The following is a 22,146-nucleotide window of genomic DNA, read 5'->3' as shown; positions in this document are numbered from 1 at the left end:
AATATGGTTGAATTTTTCTCTCTTTATATGACAACTCTTAAACAACATCGAACAATTCGAGTATATGTACCAAAGCATTATGATAAGGGTGAAAAACGTTATCCTGTGTTGTACATGCATGACGGTCAGAATGTATTTCGTGATGACGAAGCGATTGGTGGCGTTTCATTAGGGCTCGAACATTATCTTAATAAAAAGGATTATGAGTTAATCGTGGTGGCGATTGATCAAAACCCTGAGGAGCGCATGAATGAATATTGCCCTTGGGAAATTGGTGAATATAGCAGGAAGCATTTTGGACAGGTTGATTTACCAGGAGGTAAGGGGAAGGATTATGTTGATTTTATTATCAATGACCTTATGCCGTTTATTAATGAAAAATACCGGACGTTAAGCGATCAAAACTCAATAGCTGGTATTTCGCTTGGAGGATTAATATCAGTTTACGCAGCATGTAGTTATCCACAGGTTTTCCACAAAGTTGCTGCAATCTCCTCAGCTTTTTTACGAAATCAGGAAGAAATCGAAAAATACATTCAGCATTCAAGTATATCAGATGTAAAAGGCATTTATATGGATTGTGGAGACAGTGAAACAAATGATGAAATGAAAAATAAAGAATTTGTATCATCAAACAAAAGGGTTTATCAATTACTGAATAACAAAGTGCCGAATGTGAAATTTAATATTATTCCTGAAGGGCGTCATCACTATGAGGATTTTAAAAAAAGGGTGCCGTCTTTACTTGAATTTATAAAGTAACAAAGAGGTGAGCACACCTCTTTGTTTTAACTTGAAACTTGCAAAAATGTTTTTTCGTACGAAGATCTAATTTCTTCAATGTTCAAATGGTTCCCAATTAAAATCATAATTGGTTTTTGACTAGTTGTTCCCTCTACTTTATCCACCGCAAGCTTTTTTGAAGCAAATTGGAACGAGTAAAGAGCAGAGTCACCTTTAAATTGAATGATCCCTTTCCCACGTAACACGTCGTTAGGCAGTTCTTTTAGCCACTTCTCGAATTCCTTTTTCTCCACAATAGGCAAATCTTCCAGCTTAATCGCCTTAATGGCAGCATGATTTACATGATCGTGAGAATGGTCATGATCGCAGTTAGAAGAACAGCCACATGTTTTAGGTTCTTGGGATAACTTCAATGTTCTAATTCTTGTTTGAAGAAGCACATCTGCTGGAACCTCACCAAAGCTAGATTGCACAACAGGAACATCATGGGTGATTAGCTTGTTTATTTGTAAATTGATTTTTTCCAGCTTTTTATCTGAAACAAGATCTGTTTTATTTAAAATAATGAGTGAAGCACTTGTAATTTGTTCTTTTAATAACGTACGAATTTTCTTTGAGCTAGAAAAAATACTTTGATAGTCAAGGTAATTGCTAGCATCAACTAAACTAATAATCGAAAGTAGAGAGAATCTATCAATATATTCCGGAGTGGCTAAAGCCTCCACAATTTCATTCGGATTTGCTACACCAGTTCCTTCAATAAGTAACACATCAACCGGATTTTTCACAAACTGATTCAAAGTTGACTTTAGGTCATCTTGGATCGAGCAGCATATACAGCCGTTAAGGAGCTCGTACATTTTTTCATTTTCAAAAAGATGATTTTCTACATTTGTATCGCCAAGCTCATTTAAAATAATGCCGAGCTTTTGGTCACGTTTTTTACATTCATCTACAATCCTCTTCAGAACAGTAGTTTTTCCGCTTCCTAAAAAACCGCTTAGTATATAGACTTCAACAGGCTTGTTCATCAAATCCCTCCATTTAGTAGGAAACATAACGATTCAATTTCTTTCATCATATTTTATTCTAGTACCTTCGACAACGTTATAGCAGAAATTTACAAAAACTTTACGAAATCTACAAATTCTGTAAAAGATTCCTTAACATTTGAGCTCTATCATAAGGATATATGCAGAAAAATATAAAAAGATACCTAGATTTTTAGGCATTTGGATGAAAATCATGAAATCAAAGGGGTTTTAGAATGAAAACATCACTATTAAATCAGTCAAAAGAGATAATAGGATTAGCTTTAGTTGCCGTTTTTATCTATTTTTTTCTCTTTTGGGATTACGAAACATTACAAAGGCAATTTACCATTCCTCAGAATCTATTAAACCTAAATACAATCTTTTTAAGTATTGTGATCGAGGCTATACCATTTATATTGCTAGGTGTTTTTGTTTCATCTCTCATTCAAGTCTTTGTCTCAGAAGAAACAGTTCAAAAATATATCCCCAAGAATATGATCGTTGCTGTTTTACCAGCGGCATTATTAGGAGCGATATTTCCAGTCTGTGAATGTGCAATTGTCCCTGTTGTTAGAAGACTTATAAAAAAAGGGATGCCATTGCATGTTGCGTTCGTCTTTTTAGCTTGTGCCCCTATTTTAAATCCTGTTGTTGCTGCCTCAACTTACTTTGCATTTCGAAACAATACGGATATCTTAATTGGGCGTATGGCTTTGGCGTTTTTATTATCAATGGTCATCGGATTAATTCTATATTTTCTATTTAAACAAAGTAATCAATTTAAAGTAACATCTGAAGAGTTAATTGGTAGAGGAGCGGACTCATCAGAAACACCTATAAAAGTGAACCGATTAAAAGCAACGATCTACCATGCAAGTGATGAATTTTTTGATATGGGTAAATACTTAATCATAGGTGCTCTTATTGCTAGTGTGTTTCAGACTTTCTTAGATCGAAGCATTCTTGTGAGTTTAGGCTCAAATGAATTTTCTTCACCTATTGTTATGATGGCTTTTGCTTTTCTTTTATCTCTATGCTCAGAAGCGGATGCGTTTGTTGCTGCTTCATTCGGAAGTGCGTTTGCACCAGGTGCTCTACTTGCTTTCCTAGTTTACGGGCCTATGCTGGATTTGAAAAACACGGTCATGCTATTTGCTTATTTTAAAACAAAGTTTGTCCTTGTATTTATGCTTGTTGTGACAGTTGTTGTATACGTAGGTGTTCTTATCTATCAAGCATTACTATTTTAATAGGAGGAATCTAGATGGAGCAGTCAGATCACTTAGGATTTCAGAAGTTTATTCGTGGTATTATCTTAGTTGGCTTTACAATGTTATTGTTTAAACTGATTATTTCAGGAAATATTACTAACTTTATTGCACCTAAAATGCTGCCGTTTATTTACTTTGCTACCGGTACATTTTTAATACTTGGAACAATTCAAATTTTTCGCAGTGATTCAAAAAAGGATATAGACCTTTTTTGTGATTGTGGATTAGATCATACTGCAAAAAGCTCACCAATAAAGTCTCTATTAATCTATTCAATCTTTTTGTTTCCGATCTTAACTGGATTTATGTTTCCTGAAGTCATTTTGGACAGCTCTATCGTGGCGAAAAGAGGAATTAACTTAGGAACATCTTCTGTTGCTGCGGAACAAAATCAAAACACTAGCACACAAGATGAATCAACTGAAGAAAGTACTACAACTGCAGTTGCTGATACTGATAATCAGCCTAAAAGTGTTGATGATTTATACATCGAGGGACTTTTAAATAGTGAGAAAATAGTTGTCACAGATGTAGAGTATCAAAAAATATCTGGATATCTTGAAACACATCTTGATGAGTTTGTCGGTAAAGAAATTGAACTAACCGGCTTTGTATACCGTGAGCCTGATTTTACTCAAGATCAAATGGCAGTTTCCAGATTCACCGTATCTTGCTGTGTTGCAGATCTTCAAGTAATGGGAACTCTCGCAACTGGTGACGAAGTAAAAAATTTAAAAAATGATGAATGGGTAAAGGTATCAGGAGTCATTGAGAAAACAGATCGAAATGGAGTAACAATCCCATCTATCGGAATTAGTTCGTTAGAAAAAGTTGAAGCACCTTCCGATCCATATATCTATATTTATTAAAATGGAGAAGTGTAGACTTTTGTTCTACACTTTTTTATTATTTCGAAAAGCCTAATCACACTTTTGTCGAATTCAATGATCTTCATGACTACTTTCAGCTCCATTTTTCTATTATAATAAGAGAAAGGAGTGTTTTATATGATAAATGTCCTATTTGTTTGTACGGGAAATACATGCAGAAGCCCTATGGCCGAGGCTCTTTTCAATCACTTGAAAAACTCAGATAACATAAGTGTGAAATCTGCAGGAGTTTTTGCTTTTGATGGCAGTACAGCATCTCCAAACGCAATTGAAGCCTTAAAGGAAAAAGGAATTACATGTGAACATCAATCCTCAAGCTTAACAAAAGACCTAGTTGAATGGGCAACTATTATTTTAACGATGACAAATCAACATAAACAATCGGTCATTGATCAACACCCTTATGCAGGGCGTAAAACATTTACCCTGTCAGAATATGTAGCAGATCAGGATGAAGAAAAACGAGATATTTCAGATCCATTCGGAGGACCCCTGCCGATGTATCGTCAAACTTTAGCAGATCTCGAAGAACTTATTACAAAGTTAGTGGAAAAGCTCGACAAATGATCGACATGCAGAGGAGAAACCATCATGAAACAGAAAAAGTATAAGTTTAGCTTAAGATTAAAGCTTGTCATTTTTACAACAGTACTTGCGATTATTACGTATTCAACAAGTGCGATCTTTATTTCATTTATAGTTAAATATGTTGACCACCTTGTGTCACCAGCTTTATTTACGCTCATTACTTTATTAATGGGAGTTTTCTGGTCAGGGGTCTTAGCTTACTTCGGATCAGGATTTTTGACAAGAGCATTAAAAAAGCTTGAAGTTGCCGCATACAAAGCTGCACAGGGAAATATTCATGAAGACGTACCTGTTTCAAATAGTGATGATGAAATTAGAGGACTTAGTGTAGCTTTTAACGAAATGCTTCACAATATGAGAAATATGGTTCAAAGCATTGAGTCAAACTTTCACTCTACTAATGAACAAGTTAGTCAAATGGCAACAGCATCTAGTAGTGCTTCAAACCAGGCGGATGAAATATTAGTTACTGTTCAAGAAATTGCCCGTGGTGCAGACCAATCGGCAACGGCTATTCAGGAAACTGCGACATCTGTTGAAGACATGATTGAATTTGCTACACAGGTTGAAGAGAAAGCAACAACATCAGAAAAGCTATCAAATGATATGGTGTCCTCATTAAATGAAACGAAAGAAGTTTATTCGTCACTAATCGGTGGAATTCAAACACTAGCAGAAGAAAATGAAAAATCAATGACAGCTGTGCGCCGTTTAGAAGAGAACGCAAATGAAGTATCATCGATCGTATCTCTTGTTGGGGAAATTGCAAATCAAACAAATTTACTCGCACTAAATGCTTCAATTGAAGCAGCTAGAGCAGGTGAGCATGGTAAAGGCTTTGCTGTTGTAGCTGATGAGGTTCGTAAGCTAGCGGATGAAAGTGCAAAAGCCGTTCAAGGAATAACAGGTCTAATTCAAAACATTCAACAAGAAGTTCAAAATGTTGTTGGCCAAATTGGGGAACAAGTAGAAACAGCTAGAAATCAAGCAAAAAATGGACAAGTATCAGCTGAAATCCTAAGCGAGTCAAGTCAAGCTATCTTAGATGTGGCCACTGCAGTTAAGCAAATTAGTGAGCTCATTCACCAACAAATGGACTCCTTACAAAGAACGGGTGCACAATCTGAGGAAGTTGCGGCTATTGCCCAGGAAACATCAGCAGGTGCGCATGAGGTCGCATCGTCCATTAATGAGCAGTCTGAACAAATTAATCACATGAATGATTTAGGAAAGAGACTAGCAGAAAGTTCAGAAGAATTAAGGAAAACAATTGATCGTTTTATTATTTAAGAGATAGAATAAAAATGGAAGAAATACGTAACCATAGGAGGGCAAGATGAGAGTAGCAATTGCATCAGATCACGGTGGAATCAATATTAGAAAAGAAATCATTGGATTACTTGAAGAATTAAATATCGAATTTGAGGATATGGGATGTGAGTGTGAAACATCCGTTGATTATCCTGATTATGCTCTACCTGTAGCGGAAAAAGTAGCAAACGGTGAATTTGATCGTGGTATCTTAATTTGTGGAACTGGTATTGGCATGAGCATCGCTGCAAACAAAGTAAAAGGCATCCGCTGCGCACTTGTTCATGATACATTCAGTGCCCAAGCAACTCGTGAGCACAATGATACAAACATGCTCGCAATGGGTGAGCGCGTAATCGGTCCTGGTTTAGCACGAGATATCGCTAAAATCTGGCTAACAACAGACTACCAAGGTGGGCGACACGCAACACGCGTAGGAAAGATCACTCAATACGAAGAGAATCAAAACTAAAAGGAAGTCGTAAATTCATGACAAATCTTCAAAAATGGAAGCAAGATTTATCTGAGTTATTAAAAGACTTAACAAATCAAGCCGAGCTTAACGAAGGTGATCTTCTTGTTGTAGGCTGTAGCACAAGTGAAGTAATCGGTGAAAAAATCGGTACGGCCGGCACAGAAGAAGTGGCTGAAATGATTTATGAAACATTCCATTCCATCCACCAAACAACAGGTGTGCAACTAGCCTTTCAATGTTGTGAGCACCTTAACCGCGCACTTGTTGTGGAAAAAGAGATTGCCAGAACAAAGGGCTTTGAAGAAGTAACCGTTGTTCCTGTGAGAAAAGCAGGTGGCGCAATGGCCACCTATGCCTACCAGCACATGCAGAACCCGGTTGTGGTTGAATTTATCAAAGCAGATGCTGGAGTCGACATCGGCGACACCTTTATCGGAATGCACTTAAAGCATGTTGCCGTCCCGCTCCGTAGTAAGATAACGGAAATAGGCTCTGCCCATGTCACAATAGCAAAAACTCGTCCAAAACTAATCGGCGGCGCACGGGCCGTCTATGAAAGCACAACAGAAAATCAATCTTGTCGTTAAAAAGGAACTAACTTTGGTTGGTTCTTTTCTTTTTGCGCAATGATTAGGAGATGAGCGGAACTTTGAATTCTCGTGCATACGCATAAGAACAGGGTTAGGGGCACTCAATGATTCGTGTATTGGTTCAGTCGCGGTATTTGGACAGGTCTTGGGCTGAAGTGTGAATTAGGATACTAACATAAACCCTTAAAAGCAAAACTATGTTTGGATAAGGGAGAATCGGGACAAGAACCGGTATGGAAAGTCAAGTAGTGTCCTGATAGCGCGAGAATCGGGACAAGAACCGGTATGGAGATTCAAGTTGTGTCCCGATACCGCTAGAATCGGGACAAGCCCTGATCTGCCTAGCAAAATCCATCTCAATATAGTTTCTTAGCCACAATTTTCTATATCAATATCATACACTCACACAACACTCCTATATACGTAACTACCAAGCCCACAACTTCCTAATCCGAATCTAATCCCCCTCCGGTAACATACTATAGATCTCAATCATACTATCTTAAGTTTTAAAACATTTTTGCGAATTCACCAGCGTAATCTCCCCACCCTAAGCCATACTAAAACCATCACAACACCTGCAAACGGTTACCTGAAAACATTTTTTAAGAAGTCTCAAAATATTCTATTATTATGGTTGACATTGTAAGAAAAAGTAACGACAATAGGTTGTATATTATAAACAAGTGAATGGTAGTCAGCCGAATATTCCCGCTACCACCTGCAAAGAATATTCGCCTTTAACACAAAGTTTGACACGAAATCCGAAAAACTTCACAATTATTTCAGAAAATCTTTTACATTCCAACGCATTAGCGTGTAAAATATAGATGGAATTATACGTTGTGAAAGAGTTCGATGAAAAACCAATACCAACCGTTTTTTAAATGAAGGGAGATACGAACGAATGAAACATTTACCAGAACAAGATGCAAAAGTATTTGAAGCCATTCAGTTAGAACGTACTCGTCAAGAAACTAAGATTGAACTTATTGCCTCTGAAAACTTTGTTAGTGAAGCAGTAATGGAAGCTCAAGGATCTGTACTTACAAACAAATATGCAGAAGGTTATCCAGGTCGTCGTTATTATGGTGGTTGTGAGCATGTGGACGTTGTTGAAGATATCGCGAGAGACCGTGCGAAAGAAATCTTCGGAGCTGAGTATGTAAACGTTCAGCCTCACTCTGGTGCACAAGCAAACATGGGTGTTTATTTCACAATTTTAGAGCATGGTGATACAGTTCTTGGAATGAACTTATCTCACGGTGGTCACTTAACACATGGTAGCCCTGTTAACTTCAGTGGTGTGCAATATAACTTCGTTGAGTATGGTGTTGACGAAGAAACTCACCGCATCAACTATGAAGATGTGTTAGAAAAAGCTAGACTTCACAAGCCAAAGTTAATCGTTGCTGGTGCAAGTGCATACCCAAGAGCAATCGACTTCAAAAAATTCCGTGAAATCGCTGATGAAGTGGGTGCTTACTTCATGGTGGATATGGCTCATATCGCTGGACTTGTTGCTGCAGGACTTCATGAAAACCCAGTGCCATACGCAGATTTCGTTACAACAACTACTCACAAAACACTTCGTGGACCACGTGGTGGGATGATTCTTTGTAAAGAAGAGTTCGGTAAGAAAATTGATAAATCAATCTTCCCTGGTATCCAAGGTGGACCGCTTATGCATGTTATTGCTGCAAAAGCTGTATCATTTGGTGAAACTCTTCAAGATAGCTTTAAAACATACGCTCAAAACATCATTGATAACGCAAAACGTTTAGCAGAAAAGCTTCAATCAGAAGGTTTAACACTTGTATCTGGTGGTACTGATAACCACTTACTATTAGTAGATGTTCGTTCTCTTCAGTTAACTGGTAAAGTGGCTGAGCACGTATTAGATGAAATCGGAGTTACTGTTAATAAAAACACAATTCCATTTGAAACAGAAAGCCCATTCGTAACAAGTGGTATCCGTATCGGAACTGCTGCTGTAACAAGCCGTGGCTTTGGTTTAGAAGAAATGGATGAGATCGGAAGCATTATTGCATTTGCATTAAAAAATCACGAAGATGAAGCGAAGCTTGCTGAAGCAAAACAACGCGTTGAAAACTTAACAAGCAAGTTCCCTTTATACCGTAACTTATAAAAAGAAAGAGACCAACTTCGAAGGTGAAGTTGGTCTCTCTTTTTATACTGATTTCAACGGTAACTTAATTTCAACCTTTGTACCGGCATTTTCTTTACTACTAAATTCAATTTTCCCTTTATGTGCCTCGATAATACGGAAGCTTACCATTAGACCTAATCCTGTGCCTTTTTCTTTTAATGTGTAAAAAGGTTCCCCTAGTCGGGTGATCACATGTTCTGGAATGCCGCAGCCAGTGTCTTTTATGTTGATGGTAACATATCCGTTGTGAGATAGTTCCACTGACACATCGAGCTGACCGCCGGCTGGCATTGATTCTATTGCATTTTTTATTAAATTAATAAAGACTTGTTTTAACTGGTTTTCATCACATATGATGAGAATTTCTTCCTCAGACGTATTTCTGCTAATAATCTCTATATTGTTTAAGATTGCTTGAGGCTCAATAATGGCTAAGACATGATGAACAATCTTTCTTAAATCATGTTCTTGATATTTAATTGCTTGTGGCTTTGCAAGAATCATAAAATCATTAGTAATTAGTTCGATCCGGCTTAACTCTGAAAGCATAAGATCAACAAATTGCTTCTCTCTCTCTTGGGCATCCTTACCTAAGATTTGGGTAAAACCCTTTAAGGTTGTTAGTGGATTCCTGATTTCATGGGCAATACCAGCTGCCATCTCTCCAACTACAGCGAGCTTTTCTGATTTTCTTAGAAGATCTTCGGTTTTCTTTAATTTTGTAATGTCTATACAGGAGCCGATAATTTCCTGTACTTCAAAATGACGAAGAATCGGTTTCAGGGTTACGGCATAAATACCTGTATGTCTTTCAAACTCAAAGGTTCTTTCGTTTCCTTCCCATGCTTTTTGTAAATTTGAATAGATTGTTGTGCCAAGATGACCACAACTGCCGGGATATAAGGTAAAGCCAACAATATCACTTGAGATTCCCATATCATTTAGAAGCTCTCCGTGGCAAAGAGTAATTGTAAAATAATCATCAATCTTTTTAAATTTAACAAAAACTCCTTGATGCTCTTGTATCATTTCTTTTAACTCTTCTTCGACTTGCTTAAGCTTTTCTTTAGCGACTCTTTCCTCAGTTATATCCCTTGCTATAGCAGCAAAATGAATATACTCATCAAAATAAATAGGGTATATCGTAAAGTTTACTCTAATTGAACTAGGAGGTTTTGCTCCAATTTCATAATCAATAATTCTGTTCCCTTGTAACACTTCCTTAACTAGAACATTCAATTCCTGTTCAAATAGTGGAAACGTTTTTGAAAGTGGTGTTCCTAGAACTTGTTCAGATCTTAATTTAGTAAGCTTTTCAAAGCCTTTGTTAACTTTAACAACATGACCATTTTGATCACAAAGAGCAATACTGTCAGGGGTGTGTGTGAAAAATGATTCTAATATTCCTTGTGTAACGGCCAGGTTCTTCTCCGCCTTTTCTTTATGTATAAAAGTTAAGTGAAGATTAGAATAGAAAAATGCCCGGTAAATAAAGGTATAGGCAATTGCTTTGTAAACATGTCCAATAATATTTACTAAATCATGTACGCTTTGATATAACGTAATTTGAAATCCGCCTATTATTAAAAGAACAAAAGCAAATATTAAATAGATGTTTGAATCTGTTTTCTCATGTTTTAATTTGCGTAAAACTAAAATAAATGAGAGGAAATGCAAGCCGTTAAAAACATATTCAAGTACATTTTTAAAAGGTGTTGGTCCGGTTCCTTCAATGATTAAATATGGAGCCTGAGGTCCAAAGGTATAAACCAAAACAGTTAGTAATGCAAGAAAAATAAGCGTACCTAATAGGATCAATTTTCTGTTAAGGTTCCTTACAGTTTTCTCATCATAAAAAAATAATATTGCCAAGGAAATGGATTCGATTGCTCGGGCTACGACCCAAAACCAAGCGGTCTTATTTATTGAACTCTCAACAAATAATGGTGGCATATCAGAATATGTTAGTGTGTGCATAAAATCAAAATAGCCGACAGCTAAAAACACAAAGGGCACAAATAGCAAGGTAGTAGGTGGATTATGACCAAAAGCCTTCCATCCAAAAACAAAAATAATGAACGAGATAAACACGCTATACATTTCAAGAATTAAGTGTATGCTTAAATGATTTTTAGGATCATAAAAAGTTTGAAATTCATATTGAATGAGGTATAACAAAAGTAACGGTACCAAAGTATAAATAAATGAGATCGTATAGGCCTTATGGTGGTCCTGGTATGTTTTCATGATCATCAGCCTTTCTAAACTAACGATAAACCTTATATATTGAAATTTTCGACAAAGACAGAGGGTTTTCCTCTAAGTTCTAACATGTTTTTTCAATATATGTAGAAATAAGACGAACTCGCTTGAAACTATGCTTTTTTTTCTGTAAAATCTATTGAAGTGTCAAAGAAAAGGAGATGATTTGATGGGGAAAGTATACGTGTTTGATCATCCATTAATTCAACATAAACTTACATACATTCGCGATGCGAAAACTGGAACAAAAGAATTTCGTGAGCTTGTTGATGAAGTAGCAAGCTTAATGGCGTTTGAAATTACAAGAGATCTTCCACTAACAGAGGTGGATGTTGAAACTCCTGTAACAACAGCTAAGTCAAAAGTACTTGCTGGGAAAAAGCTTGGTATCATTCCGATCCTTCGTGCGGGATTAGGTATGGTTGATGGAATTTTAAAACTGATTCCTGCTGCAAAGGTAGGTCATATCGGGTTGTATCGTGATCCTGAAACATTACAGCCGGTTGAATACTATGCAAAGCTTCCTTCTGATGTAGAAGAGCGTGATTTTATCGTTGTCGATCCAATGCTTGCAACAGGTGGTTCAGCAGTGGAAGCCATTAACAGCTTGAAAAAACGCGGTGCAAAAAATATCAAATTCATGTGCTTAATTGCTGCTCCAGAAGGTGTAGAAATTGTAAAAAAAGCTCATCCTGATGTTGATATCTTTATTGCGGCTTTAGATGAAAAGTTAAACGATCACGGGTATATCGTTCCAGGCTTAGGTGATGCTGGAGACCGTCTATACGGAACAAAATAGAAGGAAGAAAAGGTCAGATCTAACACAGTTGTTAGATTCTGGCCTTTTTTTGTACATGTTTTTTCCTTGAGCGAACAAACTATAAAGGAGGTGGAACAAGATGGGAATAAAAAAAGTACTTTACATCATGCTTGTGACAACAATTTGTTTTCCTAACATGGCAATTGGAGAAACCTTTCCAAACAGGCCTCCACTTCCAAATAAAACACAAGAAGAAATTCAAAAAGTGATGGTAATCGTCAAAAAAGAGGATTTTCATTCTTTCCAAAAAAAGATAGAAAGCTTCTCTCGACTAACGATCAACCAAACCTATCAGCATGTTTTTTATGGCTTTTCAATTGAAGGTCGTACCGATGACATCTTGAACTTGAAAAAAGATCGGGCCGTTATTCATTCTAGTTCTGTCGTTTCTTATGCATCACAGATTGATGAAAGTGTTCCGTTCATCGGTGGTGAAGATGTGAGAGGCTTATTTGATCGAAGTGAGCATCGCTTAACTGGTGAGGGAATAAAGGTTGCTGTGATTGATACGGGTGTTGATTATCATCATCCTGATTTAAGAAGAAGTTATCTTGGTGGCTTTGATGTCATAGATGGTGACCAAGATCCGATGGAAACAATGGCTCAGGACGGAAGTGAAACAATTCATGGGACACATGTAGCAGGAATTATTGCCGCTAATGGAAAACTGAAAGGTGTGGCGCCGGAAGCAGAAATTGTGGCTTATCGCGCGCTCGGACCCGGTGGTATAGGAACATCTGATCAAGTGATTGCTGCAATTGATCGAGCGATAAAAGATAAAGTAGATATTATCAACTTATCGCTAGGTAACAATGTGAATGGTCCGGATTGGCCGACAAGTTTGGCGCTTGATCGAGCTGTTGAAGCAGGAATTGTTGCAGTTACTTCTAGCGGAAATTCAGGTCCTGGCCTTTGGACAGTAGGTTCTCCAGGAACATCTTCAAAAGCGATCTCTGTTGGTGCGTCTTCACCTCCGCTACATATGCCTTATCTAAAAGTGGGCGGAATAAAAGGAGAGATCACCATTCACTCATTGCAAGGAGCGGAGCCGTGGCAATTAAAAGGGTTAGACGAGATTGTTGATGCAGCCTTAGGTTATAAAAAAGATATGAAAGATTCCGTGAGAGGAAAAATAGTTTTAGTGGAAAGAGGGAAAATCTCTTTTACCGAAAAAGTGCTAAATGCAAAAGAACAAGGAGCTAAAGCGGTGCTCATTTCTAATAATGTAAAAGGAAACTTTGCAGGGGCATTGGAGATACCGCTCGATATACCGGTTGCCTCCATATCGAAAGAAGATGGGGCGGCGATTAGAAAGCAGCTGAAGCAGCATCCTAGTATACGAACAGAGTATAAGAAAGAAGAAGACCAGCTTGCTGATTTTAGCTCGCGAGGTCCTGTTACAAGTACGTGGGCGATAAAACCAGATGTTGTCGCACCGGGAGTAGCAATTGAAAGCACAGTTCCAGATGGTTATTTAGCCTTACACGGAACGAGCATGGCGGCGCCACATGTGGCGGGAGCATGCGCTTTAATCAAACAGGCCCACCCAGATTGGAATCCAGAGCAAATTAAAGCAGCCTTGATGAACACAGCAACCAAATTAACAGATGCTAATGAAAACGTGTTAAAACCAAATGAACAAGGCGCTGGAAGGATTAATATAAAGGAAGCTGTTGAGGCAGACGTTCTTGTATATCCTGGTTCATTAACGTTTGGACAATATGAAACAAATCATCCACGAACGAAGAAAACAGCAACAATTACAATTGATAATCAATCTAGAGAAGAAGAGCATGTCGCTTTTGATATGCCAAAAAATCAACCCGGAGTCAGGTGGAAACTGCCAAAAACCACAAGCATCAAACCCGGTGAGAAAAAACAAGTTGAAATAAGTCTGGATCTTACTCCAAGCAGGCTAAAGCCTGGTATTCATCAAGGATGGATAACAATAGAGCAAGATGGAAATGATATTGAAGTTCCTTATGCGTATGTTGTAGATGAGCCGAATTATCCGAGAATTATGGGCTTTGAATTTGCTTATAGTGATGAGCCTGGGGTTTATAAATACCGGATGTACTTACCAGGTGGGGCGGATGAAGTGGGGATTGCCTTGTACGATCAGGATACTTTGGCATTTGTCGGCTATTTAGACTGGCTGCACGATGCTCCCCGTGGGTTAGTTGAGAAGGAAGTGAAGCTAGAAGAACTTGATATACCTGAAGGAAACTATAAAGGAGTCATCTTTGCAAATAAAAGTGGGAAAGAGGACTTGATAGAAACAGATATTTTACTTGGTGAATAATTAAGTGAATGTACCTAGTCAAGGGGGTTATTGAGGGTAATTGTGAACGATTTGTGAGGATTCGATAAGATTGTGAACATTTTAACTTTAAACACATTGACATCACATATACGCTATTGTATGCTAAACGAGGGTATAATGATAAGGTTTACAATTCTGACAAAAACCCGTAAATAACCCCTTATTCCGTTATAAATCTACAGTGAGGATTTATAAAATGCGACAAAAAAAACGCCATCCGTTACACGCGATGGGCCTCATGTCAGCTATCCTTTCCCAACTAGTTGGCTCCATTTTAATTGGTATTTTTGCTGGGAAGTGGGTAGATGATTATTTTAAAACAGAACCGTTGTTTTTAATCATAGGCCTTCTGCTAGGACTAGCCGCAGGTGTTTATGCCATGCTAAAGTTAGTCAACCACTATTTCTCAGGAGAATAAAGAATTCATGTTTGATATGCATCTGATGTTTCGCAGATATCGAAAATACATATTTTATCTACTGGCCATTTACGTTTTAGGTTGGGGATTCACGGAATATCAGTCTGTTTTCCTAGGATTAATATTGGGAACATGCATCACACTATACAATCTCTGGATCATGGTGAGAAAGCATAAGCAGTTTGATGACGCATTAACTGAAGGTAGGAAAGCGGGTTCGTTAGGGACAACTTCACGAATGGCAGCAGCCGGGGTCGCAGTTTTTTTTGCGATAAAGTTTCCCGAGTATTTTGATTTGATTAGTGTTATTTTTGGATTAATGACGATGTATATCGTTATTATGATAGATTATGTAATTCAACAGTCACGCGCTTAGCTGGGAAGAGAGGTGGATCTATTGGGTCACGAAGCTCCTGTGGTAGAGTTTTTAGGTCTAAATTTTAATTTATCCAACGTTTTAATGATTACGATTGCTAGTTTAATCGTTTTTCTCATTGCATTTGCGGCAACACGTAATTTAGCAATGAAACCAACAGGGATGCAAAACTTTGTTGAATGGATTGTCGATTTTGTGAAAAATATTATCGGCAGTACGATGGATTGGCAAACAGGCGGACGTTTCTTAACGTTAGGTATGACATTATTAATGTATGTATTCGTAGCAAATATGCTCGGCTTACCTTTCGCAATTGTTGTGGGTCACGATTTATGGTGGAAATCACCAACAGCAGATCCTGCCATTACATTAACTCTTGCAATTCTAGTAGTAGCGTTAACACACTACTATGGAATCAAGATGAAAGGTGCATCTGAATATGGTAAGGACTTTTTTAAACCGATGCCATTTATGTTCCCATTAAAGATTATTGAGGAATTTGCCAACACATTAACGCTTGGTCTTCGTCTTTACGGGAATATCTTTGCAGGTGAGATTTTATTAGGCTTGCTTGTTAGTCTAGCAACAAGCGGTTATGCTGAAAGTTTTGGAAGTGGTATTATCGGCTCTCTTGTAGCTGCAATACCAATGCTAGTATGGCAAGGATTTAGTATCTTTGTCGGTGCAATCCAGGCATTTATCTTCACTATGTTAACGATGGTTTATATGGCACACAAAGTGAGTCATGACCATTAATCAATATATGTTCAATTTTTTGAACGAAATTTAAAGTACTATTATTTTTTCATACATTAAAGGAGGAAATTAAACAATGGGTTTATTAGCAGCTGCAATTGCAATTGGTTTAGCGGCACTAGGTGCTGGTATTGGTAACGGTCTTATCGTATCTCGTACAGTAGAGGGGATTGCACGTCAACCTGAAGCTCGTGGAACTCTTCAAACAACAATGTTCATCGGGGTAGCATTAGTAGAGGCGATTCCAATCATCGCGGTAGTTATCGCATTCATCGTAATGGGTCAATAATTCGATAAGTTAAAAGAATTCATATGGCGAAGATCATTCAAAGCGAACCTTCGCCATTCCTTTATGCACAAATAATTTAACTAGTTATTGAAAAACTTAGTTTACTTTAAACCTATGTATAGAATAAAAGGGTTTCGAGGAACGATTAGTTCAAGTAAGCGACTGAGGAAGCACCGGAGCGTACGACCGTACGTGAGGATGCTGACGATGGAGCTGACGCAGAAATAAGAAGTTCATCGGAAGCCGTAATCTATCAACCCATCATGGAACTCTTGAAGGGAGTGAAACCGAGCAATGTTAACTTTTGATCTTGCTTTAGGTGCGTCTACAGGCGGCCTTAACACAGGTGATATCATATTTCAGCTTTTAATGTTCTTAATCCTTCTTGGATTACTTGGTAAGTATGCATTCGGACCAGTTATGGGCATTATGAAGCAACGTGAAGAGCATATTGCAAATGAAATTAATAGTTCTGAAGATAGAAATAAAGAAGCACAGAAACTAGTTGAAGAGCAACGTGAGTTATTAAAACAAGCGCGTCAAGAAGCTCAAGCTCTAGTGGAAAATGCGAAAAAGCTTGGTGAGCAACAAAAAGAAGAGATTATCCAAGCAGCTCGTTCTGAAGCTGGACGTCTAAAAGACTCGGCTCTAAAAGAAATCGAGCAAGAAAAAGAAAATGCTGTTGCTGCGTTACGCGAACAGGTTGCATCATTATCAGTACTTATTGCTTCTAAAGTAATCGAAAAAGAGTTGAACGAACAAGAACAAGAAAAATTGATTAACGACTACATCAATGAGGTAGGCGAAGGTCGATGAGTAATGGAATCGTTGCAAAACGTTATGCGGTAGCTCTTTTTCAACTTGCAAAAGAACAAAATGTTATTGATCAAATCGAAAACGAATTGCTCGTTGTAAAAGAAGTTTTTACAACGAATCAAGAACTTATAGATGTACTAAACCATCCAAAAGTTACAAATGAAGCGAAAAAATCAATCGTAAAAGAAGTATTTGGCAGCCTTTCACAACAGGTTGTTAATACGCTTTACTTACTAGTTGATCGTCATCGTGTAGATGTTGTAACAGAAATTGTTAACCACTTCGTACAAAGTGCAAATGAAGTGCGCGGTACAGAGGACGCAATCGTATACTCTGTTCGTCCATTATCAGATACTGAACTGTCTGCTATCTCAACTTCTTTTGCGAAAAAGATTGGCAAGAATTCACTTCGTTTACAAAACGTTGTGGATGCTAAACTAATTGGTGGCGTTAAGCTACGAATCGGCAATCGTATTTATGATGGAAGTGTTAGCGGTAAGCTTGAACGTATAGAGCGACAATTGGTCGCAAACAGATTGTAGATAGGGGTGAAACTCATGAGCATCAAAGCTGAAGAAATTAGTGCGCTTATAAAAAAGCAAATCGAAAACTATCAGTCTGATATTAAAGTAAGCGATGTTGGTACTGTAATCCAAGTTGGTGACGGTATCGCTCGTGCTCATGGCCTCGACAATGTCATGGCTGGAGAGCTTGTAGAATTCGCAAACGGCGTTATGGGTATGGCTCAGAACCTTGAGGAAAATAACGTTGGTATTATTATTTTAGGACCTTACACAGATATCCGTGAAGGTGACGAAGTTCGTCGTACAGGACGCATCATGGAGGTTCCTGTAGGTGAAGCATTAATCGGTCGTGTTGTTAACTCATTAGGACTGCCTGTAGATGGTCTAGGTCCGATTGAAACAACAAAAACAAGACCAATCGAAAGTCCAGCACCTGGTGTTATGGATCGTAAATCAGTTCATGAGCCACTTCAAACTGGTATCAAAGCGATTGACGCTCTTGTACCAATCGGTCGTGGTCAACGTGAGTTAATTATCGGTGACCGTCAAACAGGTAAAACGGCTGTAGCAATCGATACAATCTTGAACCAAAAAGATCAAGATATGGTATGTATCTATGTTGCAATTGGTCAAAAAGAATCAACTGTTCGTGGAGTTGTTGAAACTTTACGTAAACACGGTGCATTAGATTACACAATCGTTGTAACAGCTTCTGCATCACAACCAGCTCCAATGTTATTCTTAGCACCTTATGCTGGGGTTACAATGGGTGAGGAATTCATGTACAATGGCAAGCACGTTCTTGTAGTATATGATGACCTTACAAAACAAGCTTCGGCATACCGTGAGCTTTCATTATTACTACGTCGTCCTCCGGGCCGTGAAGCATATCCTGGTGACGTTTTCTACCTACATTCACGTTTGTTAGAGCGTGCAGCAAAATTAAGTGATGCAAAAGGCGCAGGTTCTTTAACTGCATTACCATTCATCGAGACACAAGCTGGTGACGTTTCTGCTTATATCCCAACAAACGTTATCTCAATCACTGACGGACAAATCTTCCTTCAGTCTGACCTGTTCTTCTCTGGCGTACGTCCAGCGATTAACGCAGGTTTATCTGTATCTCGTGTTGGTGGTTCAGCACAAATTAAAGCGATGAAGAAGGTTGCTGGTACATTACGTCTTGACCTTGCTTCATACCGTGAGCTTGAAGCGTTCGCTCAATTCGGTTCTGACCTTGATAAAGCAACACAAGCAAAATTAAACCGTGGTGCGCGTACTGTTGAAGTACTAAAACAAGGTTTAAATAAACCATTAAAAGTTGAAAAGCAAGTTATGATTCTTTATGCATTAACTCGTGGATTCCTTGATGATATCCCAGTAGTAGATATCACTCGTTTTGAAGATGAGTTCCATGCATACACAGAACAAAATCATAAAGATCTTCTTGACGAAATCCGTACAACTGGCGGACTTCCAAAAGATGACGCTCTAAAAGCGGCTATCGAAGGATTCAAAAAGACTTTTGCTCCTTCTGAACAATAATAATTTGTGAGTGAAGGCTCGTCTAGGGCTTTCACTCAGACTGTTAATAGATGATTTTTAAATAAAGGTGGTGAGAACCTTTGGCATCATTACGCGACATAAAATCAAGAATTACGTCTACTAAAAAGACGAGTCAGATTACAAAAGCGATGGAGATGGTTTCAGCTGCAAAGCTTAACCGTGCAGAAAACAATGCAAAGGCATTTGGACCTTATATGGAGAAAATCCAGGAGGTTGTTGCAAGCATCGCAAACGGTAGCACAGACGTAAGTCATCCAATGCTAGAAAAAAGACCAGTTAAGAAAACAGGTTACCTGGTGATCACATCAGACCGTGGCTTAGCAGGTGCTTTTAACAGTAGTGTACTACGTGCTGTTTACCAATCTATTCAAAAACGTCACAAGTCAAATGATGAATTCGTCATTATTGCAATCGGTAAAATGGGCCGTGATTTCTTTAAAAAGCGTGGTATGAACGTTATTTCCGAAATTACTGGTATTGGTGATGAAACTTCTTTTGCTAGCATTAAGGACATTGCAAGTGGAGCAGTAAACATGTTCGCAGACGGGTCATATGACGAACTATACATGTATTACAACCACTTTGTTAGTGCCATTCAACAAGATGTTACGGAAAAGAAGCTTCTTCCACTATCCGACATTTCTTCAAGCAAAGGTTTAACTTCTTATGAATTCGAACCAAATCAAGAAGAAATTCTTGAAGTGCTGTTACCACAATATGCTGAAAGTCTCATCTACGGAGCACTGCTTGATAGTAAGGCTTCTGAGCACGCAGCTCGTATGACAGCAATGAAGAATGCGACTGATAATGCAAAAGAACTTATCAATGGACTTACTTTAACATACAACCGTGCACGTCAAGCTGCGATCACACAAGAAATTACCGAGATCGTTGGTGGAGCGGCCGCATTAGAATAGGTTCGGACTATTCTACAATGCTTTTTTACGCAAGATAGGAGGGAAAACGATGAATAAAGGACGCATTACTCAAATTTTGGGTCCGGTTGTTGACGTAAAGTTCCAGAGCGGTCAACTACCAGACATTTATAATGCCCTTACAATTAAAACAGAAGCGAATGATAACGAAGTCGCTATCGACCTTACATTAGAAGTTGCCCTACATTTAGGTGACGATACAGTTCGTACAGTTGCGATGTCTACAACTGACGGTCTTGTACGTGGAGTGGAGGTTACAGACACTGGTGCACCAATTTCTGTTCCTGTTGGTGATGTTACATTAGGTCGTGTATTCAACGTATTAGGTCAAAACATTGACTTAGATGAGCCGATCGCTGCAGAAGCACGTCGTGATCCTATTCACAGAGCTGCTCCTAAGTTTGATCAACTTTCAACTGAGGTTGAAATTCTTGAAACTGGAATTAAAGTAGTAGACTTATTAGCACCTTACATCAAGGGTGGTAAAATCGGTCTATTCGGTGGTGCCGGTGTAGGGAAAACTGTTTTAATCCAGGAGTTAATCAATAACATCGCTCAAGAGCACGGCGGTATCTCTGTATTCGCTGGTGTAGGTGAGCGTACTCGTGAAGGAAATGACCTTTACCACGAGATGACTGACTCAGGCGTTATCAAGAAAACAGCAATGGTATTCGGTCAAATGAATGAGCCACCTGGTGCACGTATGCGTGTTGCCTTAACTGGTCTTACTATGGCTGAATTCTTCCGTGATGATCAAGGACAAGACGTTCTATTCTTCATGGATAACATCTTCCGTTTCACTCAAGCAGGTTCAGAGGTTTCTGCCCTACTTGGACGTATGCCATCTGCCGTTGGTTACCAACCAACATTGGCTACAGAAATGGGTCAATTACAAGAGCGTATCACATCTACTAACGTAGGTTCTGTTACATCAATCCAAGCGATTTACGTTCCAGCCGATGACTACACGGATCCGGCTCCGGCAACAACTTTCGCTCACTTAGATGCAACAACGAACTTAGAGCGTAAATTATCTGAGATGGGTATCTATCCAGCGGTGGATCCTCTTGCTTCAACTTCACGTGCATTATCACCTGAAATCGTTGGAGAAGAGCATTACGCTGTAGCTCGTCAGGTACAACAAACGTTACAACGTTACAAAGAGCTTCAAGATATCATTGCAATCCTGGGTATGGATGAGCTTTCTGAAGAAGATAAATTAACAGTTGCACGTGCTCGTCGTGTTCAATTCTTCTTATCTCAAAACTTCCACGTTGCCGAGCAGTTCACTGGCCAACCTGGTTCATATGTTCCTGTTAAAGAAACAGTTCACGGGTTCAAAGAGATTCTAGAAGGTAAGTACGATCACCTTCCAGAGGATGCGTTCCGTCTAGTTGGACGTATTGAAGAAGTTATTGAAAATGCAAAACAAATGGGTGTAGAAGCCTAATTTTGGGACCTAGGAGGGTATGAGTATGAAGACAGTATTAGTCAATGTCGTTACTCCCGATGGCCCAGTTTACGATGCAGACGTAGAGATGGTGAGTGTAAAAGCTCAAAGTGGTGAACTTGGTATTTTACCAGGACATATTCCTATGGTTGCTCCATTACAAATTGGAGCAGTTCGCCTAAAGAAAGGGAGCAGCACTGAATTAGTTGCTGTGACTGGCGGCTTTATCGAAGTACGACCTGACAAGGTAACAATTTTAGCTCAAGCAGCTGAAACAGCAGAGCATATTGATGAAGCTCGTGCACAAGCAGCTAAAAAACGTGCTGAAGAACGTCTAAATCAAAAAACAGACAATATCGATTTTAAACGCGCTGAGCTAGCACTACAACGTGCAATCAACCGTTTAAACGTAACGAAATTTTAAAAAGGATGGTGCCTCGGGCACCATCCTTTTTGGTTTGTATGGGGTATTTTGAGTGGATTAAAGAGTATTAATCCTAATAAAGAAGCATTTATTTTCGATTTAAGATGGCTATCT

At 38.6% G+C, this 22,146-nt stretch carries 22 protein-coding genes; 20 read left to right on the top strand and 2 right to left on the bottom strand.

The features are described 5' to 3' along the window. The first annotated feature begins 3 nt into the window (after positions 1-3). Positions 4-762 (top strand): alpha/beta hydrolase, encoded by a 759-nt coding sequence (locus ACEWK1_RS10050; RefSeq protein ID WP_231308639.1) that lies wholly within the window; start codon positions 4-6, stop codon positions 760-762. Between the two features lie 26 nt (positions 763-788). On the opposite strand, the gene ACEWK1_RS10045 is transcribed toward ACEWK1_RS10050, so the two are convergent. Beyond that, the gene (locus ACEWK1_RS10045; protein ID WP_416636134.1) at positions 789-1,775 is read right to left on the bottom strand and encodes a CobW family GTP-binding protein; all 987 of its coding nucleotides are present in this window, start codon (positions 1,773-1,775) and stop codon (positions 789-791) included. A gap of 236 nt (positions 1,776-2,011) precedes the next feature. Between ACEWK1_RS10045 and ACEWK1_RS10040 the strand changes: the two genes are divergently transcribed. From ACEWK1_RS10040 to glyA, 7 genes are all read left to right on the top strand, one after another. Continuing rightward, positions 2,012-3,028, top strand: coding sequence for a permease (locus tag ACEWK1_RS10040; RefSeq protein ID WP_231308637.1), 1,017 nt, complete (start codon positions 2,012-2,014; stop codon positions 3,026-3,028). 14 nt (positions 3,029-3,042) lie between these two features. Next, complete coding sequence (locus ACEWK1_RS10035) at positions 3,043-3,918, top strand: TIGR03943 family putative permease subunit (protein WP_231308636.1); 876 nt, start codon at positions 3,043-3,045, stop codon at positions 3,916-3,918. 138 nt (positions 3,919-4,056) lie between these two features. After that, positions 4,057-4,506 carry a low molecular weight protein arginine phosphatase gene (locus ACEWK1_RS10030; RefSeq protein WP_269217410.1) on the top strand — a complete coding sequence of 150 codons (450 nt, stop codon included), beginning with the start codon at positions 4,057-4,059 and terminating at the stop codon, positions 4,504-4,506. Positions 4,507-4,530: 24 nt separating this feature from the next. Beyond that, positions 4,531-5,817 (top strand): methyl-accepting chemotaxis protein, encoded by a 1,287-nt coding sequence (locus tag ACEWK1_RS10025; RefSeq protein WP_231308635.1) that lies wholly within the window; start codon positions 4,531-4,533, stop codon positions 5,815-5,817. Positions 5,818-5,863: 46 nt separating this feature from the next. After that, entirely contained in the window at positions 5,864-6,310 is a 447-nt protein-coding gene (gene rpiB, locus ACEWK1_RS10020; protein WP_098795452.1) for a ribose 5-phosphate isomerase B, read from the top strand. A gap of 17 nt (positions 6,311-6,327) precedes the next feature. Further along, the gene (locus tag ACEWK1_RS10015) at positions 6,328-6,900 is read left to right on the top strand and encodes a TIGR01440 family protein (protein ID WP_416636132.1); all 573 of its coding nucleotides are present in this window, start codon (positions 6,328-6,330) and stop codon (positions 6,898-6,900) included. 910 nt (positions 6,901-7,810) lie between these two features. Next, positions 7,811-9,052 (top strand): serine hydroxymethyltransferase, encoded by a 1,242-nt coding sequence (gene glyA / locus ACEWK1_RS10010; RefSeq protein ID WP_231308633.1) that lies wholly within the window; start codon positions 7,811-7,813, stop codon positions 9,050-9,052. Between the two features lie 42 nt (positions 9,053-9,094). Here the strand turns inward: glyA and ACEWK1_RS10005 are convergent, their stop codons facing one another. After that, positions 9,095-11,320: an MASE3 domain-containing protein gene (locus tag ACEWK1_RS10005; protein ID WP_247346657.1), complete on the bottom strand. Its 2,226-nt coding sequence runs from the start codon at positions 11,318-11,320 to the stop codon at positions 9,095-9,097. 184 nt (positions 11,321-11,504) lie between these two features. Between ACEWK1_RS10005 and upp the strand changes: the two genes are divergently transcribed. The 12 genes from upp to ACEWK1_RS09945 all read left to right on the top strand — a co-directional run bounded on the left by upp (position 11,505) and on the right by ACEWK1_RS09945 (position 22,032). After that, the gene (upp, locus tag ACEWK1_RS10000; protein ID WP_247346655.1) at positions 11,505-12,134 is read left to right on the top strand and encodes a uracil phosphoribosyltransferase; all 630 of its coding nucleotides are present in this window, start codon (positions 11,505-11,507) and stop codon (positions 12,132-12,134) included. Positions 12,135-12,234: 100 nt separating this feature from the next. Beyond that, positions 12,235-14,457, top strand: a complete 2,223-nt coding sequence (locus ACEWK1_RS09995; RefSeq protein WP_416636130.1) for a S8 family serine peptidase — start codon at positions 12,235-12,237, stop codon at positions 14,455-14,457. Positions 14,458-14,674: 217 nt separating this feature from the next. Then, positions 14,675-14,896 (top strand): AtpZ/AtpI family protein, encoded by a 222-nt coding sequence (locus ACEWK1_RS09990; RefSeq protein WP_098795458.1) that lies wholly within the window; start codon positions 14,675-14,677, stop codon positions 14,894-14,896. Between the two features lie 7 nt (positions 14,897-14,903). Further along, on the top strand, positions 14,904-15,272 hold the full coding sequence (locus ACEWK1_RS09985) for an ATP synthase subunit I (RefSeq protein ID WP_416636128.1): 369 nt from the start codon (positions 14,904-14,906) through the stop codon (positions 15,270-15,272). Between the two features lie 21 nt (positions 15,273-15,293). After that, entirely contained in the window at positions 15,294-16,028 is a 735-nt protein-coding gene (atpB, locus tag ACEWK1_RS09980) for a F0F1 ATP synthase subunit A (RefSeq protein WP_247346653.1), read from the top strand. A 76-nt stretch (positions 16,029-16,104) separates the two neighbouring features. Then, positions 16,105-16,317, top strand: coding sequence for a F0F1 ATP synthase subunit C (gene atpE / locus ACEWK1_RS09975; RefSeq protein ID WP_212135440.1), 213 nt, complete (start codon positions 16,105-16,107; stop codon positions 16,315-16,317). A gap of 294 nt (positions 16,318-16,611) precedes the next feature. Then, on the top strand, positions 16,612-17,133 hold the full coding sequence (gene atpF / locus ACEWK1_RS09970; protein WP_416636126.1) for a F0F1 ATP synthase subunit B: 522 nt from the start codon (positions 16,612-16,614) through the stop codon (positions 17,131-17,133). Further along, positions 17,130-17,675, top strand: a complete 546-nt coding sequence (locus ACEWK1_RS09965) for a F0F1 ATP synthase subunit delta (RefSeq protein WP_416636125.1) — start codon at positions 17,130-17,132, stop codon at positions 17,673-17,675. The genes atpF and ACEWK1_RS09965 overlap by 4 nt, the downstream gene beginning before the upstream one ends. Positions 17,676-17,690: 15 nt before the next feature. After that, a complete protein-coding gene (atpA, locus tag ACEWK1_RS09960) occupies positions 17,691-19,202 on the top strand; it encodes a F0F1 ATP synthase subunit alpha (protein ID WP_416636124.1) in 1,512 nt (503 codons plus the stop codon). Between the two features lie 80 nt (positions 19,203-19,282). After that, the gene (locus ACEWK1_RS09955; protein WP_098795465.1) at positions 19,283-20,140 is read left to right on the top strand and encodes a F0F1 ATP synthase subunit gamma; all 858 of its coding nucleotides are present in this window, start codon (positions 19,283-19,285) and stop codon (positions 20,138-20,140) included. A 49-nt stretch (positions 20,141-20,189) separates the two neighbouring features. Beyond that, positions 20,190-21,608, top strand: coding sequence for a F0F1 ATP synthase subunit beta (gene atpD, locus ACEWK1_RS09950; protein ID WP_098795466.1), 1,419 nt, complete (start codon positions 20,190-20,192; stop codon positions 21,606-21,608). A gap of 25 nt (positions 21,609-21,633) precedes the next feature. Then, entirely contained in the window at positions 21,634-22,032 is a 399-nt protein-coding gene (locus ACEWK1_RS09945; protein WP_098795467.1) for a F0F1 ATP synthase subunit epsilon, read from the top strand. The last annotated feature ends 114 nt before the right edge of the window (positions 22,033-22,146 follow it).

The organism is Metabacillus sp. YM-086 (genome assembly GCF_048059995.1).
GTDB lineage: Bacteria > Bacillota > Bacilli > Bacillales > Bacillaceae > Metabacillus > Metabacillus litoralis_B.
The sequence above is the reverse complement of the archived record's forward strand: the minus strand, read 5'-3'. Positions and strand labels throughout refer to the sequence as shown.

Coding starts and splice junctions, on each gene's coding strand:
- ACEWK1_RS10035 (WP_231308636.1), top strand. CDS start 3,043: ATGGAGCAGTCAGATCACTTAGGATTTCAGAAGTTTATTCGTGGTATT.
- glyA (WP_231308633.1), top strand. CDS start 7,811: ATGAAACATTTACCAGAACAAGATGCAAAAGTATTTGAAGCCATTCAG.
- ACEWK1_RS09990 (WP_098795458.1), top strand. CDS start 14,675: ATGCGACAAAAAAAACGCCATCCGTTACACGCGATGGGCCTCATGTCA.
- ACEWK1_RS10015 (WP_416636132.1), top strand. CDS start 6,328: ATGACAAATCTTCAAAAATGGAAGCAAGATTTATCTGAGTTATTAAAA.
- ACEWK1_RS09945 (WP_098795467.1), top strand. CDS start 21,634: ATGAAGACAGTATTAGTCAATGTCGTTACTCCCGATGGCCCAGTTTAC.
- ACEWK1_RS10005 (WP_247346657.1), bottom strand. CDS start 11,320: ATGAAAACATACCAGGACCACCATAAGGCCTATACGATCTCATTTATT.
- ACEWK1_RS10050 (WP_231308639.1), top strand. CDS start 4: ATGGTTGAATTTTTCTCTCTTTATATGACAACTCTTAAACAACATCGA.
- ACEWK1_RS10040 (WP_231308637.1), top strand. CDS start 2,012: ATGAAAACATCACTATTAAATCAGTCAAAAGAGATAATAGGATTAGCT.
- upp (WP_247346655.1), top strand. CDS start 11,505: ATGGGGAAAGTATACGTGTTTGATCATCCATTAATTCAACATAAACTT.
- ACEWK1_RS09965 (WP_416636125.1), top strand. CDS start 17,130: ATGAGTAATGGAATCGTTGCAAAACGTTATGCGGTAGCTCTTTTTCAA.
- ACEWK1_RS10045 (WP_416636134.1), bottom strand. CDS start 1,775: ATGAACAAGCCTGTTGAAGTCTATATACTAAGCGGTTTTTTAGGAAGC.
- rpiB (WP_098795452.1), top strand. CDS start 5,864: ATGAGAGTAGCAATTGCATCAGATCACGGTGGAATCAATATTAGAAAA.
- atpE (WP_212135440.1), top strand. CDS start 16,105: ATGGGTTTATTAGCAGCTGCAATTGCAATTGGTTTAGCGGCACTAGGT.
- atpD (WP_098795466.1), top strand. CDS start 20,190: ATGAATAAAGGACGCATTACTCAAATTTTGGGTCCGGTTGTTGACGTA.
- ACEWK1_RS09995 (WP_416636130.1), top strand. CDS start 12,235: ATGGGAATAAAAAAAGTACTTTACATCATGCTTGTGACAACAATTTGT.
- ACEWK1_RS10025 (WP_231308635.1), top strand. CDS start 4,531: ATGAAACAGAAAAAGTATAAGTTTAGCTTAAGATTAAAGCTTGTCATT.
- atpA (WP_416636124.1), top strand. CDS start 17,691: ATGAGCATCAAAGCTGAAGAAATTAGTGCGCTTATAAAAAAGCAAATC.
- ACEWK1_RS10030 (WP_269217410.1), top strand. CDS start 4,057: ATGATAAATGTCCTATTTGTTTGTACGGGAAATACATGCAGAAGCCCT.
- atpF (WP_416636126.1), top strand. CDS start 16,612: ATGTTAACTTTTGATCTTGCTTTAGGTGCGTCTACAGGCGGCCTTAAC.
- ACEWK1_RS09985 (WP_416636128.1), top strand. CDS start 14,904: ATGTTTGATATGCATCTGATGTTTCGCAGATATCGAAAATACATATTT.